This is a genomic window from Ruegeria sp. BHSB064, assembly GCF_059613205.1.
The window spans coordinates 1-1036 of sequence record NZ_JBXWSB010000258.1 but is presented as its reverse complement, the minus strand read 5'-3'; the positions used below and the strand labels follow the sequence as shown (position 1 = coordinate 1036).

Annotated in this window: 1 protein-coding gene; it reads right to left on the bottom strand. The window is 60.6% G+C overall.

Annotation, left to right across the window (positions count from 1 at the left end; translation table 11 throughout):
• Nucleotides 1–1036: elongation factor Tu (gene tuf, locus AC2FNU_RS24785; RefSeq protein WP_496794310.1), on the bottom strand; the 1036-nt coding region annotated here is incomplete at its 5' end.

Here is a 1036-nt window from a genome sequence, read left to right as displayed (position 1 = left end):
TTACTCGATGATTTTCGACACAACGCCGGCGCCGACGGTGCGGCCGCCTTCGCGGATGGCGAAGCGCAGGCCGTTTTCCATCGCGATCGGCGCGATCAGCTCAACGCCGAACGACACGTTGTCGCCGGGCATGACCATCTCGGTGCCTTCGGCCAGGGTCACGGTGCCGGTCACGTCAGTTGTACGGAAGTAGAACTGCGGACGGTAGTTCGCGAAGAACGGCGTGTGACGACCGCCTTCTTCCTTGGTCAGGATGTAGGCTTCGGCTTCGAACTTGGTGTGCGGTGTAACCGAACCCGGCTTACACAGAACCTGGCCACGCTCAACGCCGTCACGGTCAACACCACGCAGCAGCGCGCCGATGTTGTCGCCCGCTTCACCGCGGTCCAGCAGCTTGCGGAACATTTCAACGCCGGTGCAGGTGGTTTTCGCGGTGTCGCGGATACCAACGATTTCGATCTCGTCGCCAACGTTGATCACGCCACGCTCGACACGACCGGTCACAACGGTACCACGGCCCGAGATCGAGAACACGTCTTCGATCGGCATCAGGAACGGCTGGTCAACAGCACGCTCAGGGGTGTCGATGTAGTCATCAACAGCCGCCATCAGTTCCTTGATCTTCTCTTCGCCGATTTCCGGGTTGTTGCCTTCCATCGCGGCCAGAGCCGAACCTGCGATGATCGGAATATCGTCGCCGGGGTATTCATACGAAGACAGCAGCTCGCGAACTTCCATCTCAACCAGTTCCAGCAGCTCTTCGTCGTCAACCTGGTCCACTTTGTTCAGGAACACAACCATCTTCGGGATGCCAACCTGGCGGCCCAGCAGGATGTGCTCGCGCGTCTGCGGCATCGGGCCGTCAGCAGCGTTCACAACCAGGATCGCGCCGTCCATCTGAGCGGCACCGGTGATCATGTTCTTGACGTAGTCAGCGTGGCCGGGGCAGTCAACGTGCGCATAGTGGCGGTTGTCGGTCTCGTATTCCACGTGGGCGGTCGAGATGGTGATGCCGCGCGCTTTCTCTTCCGGCGCA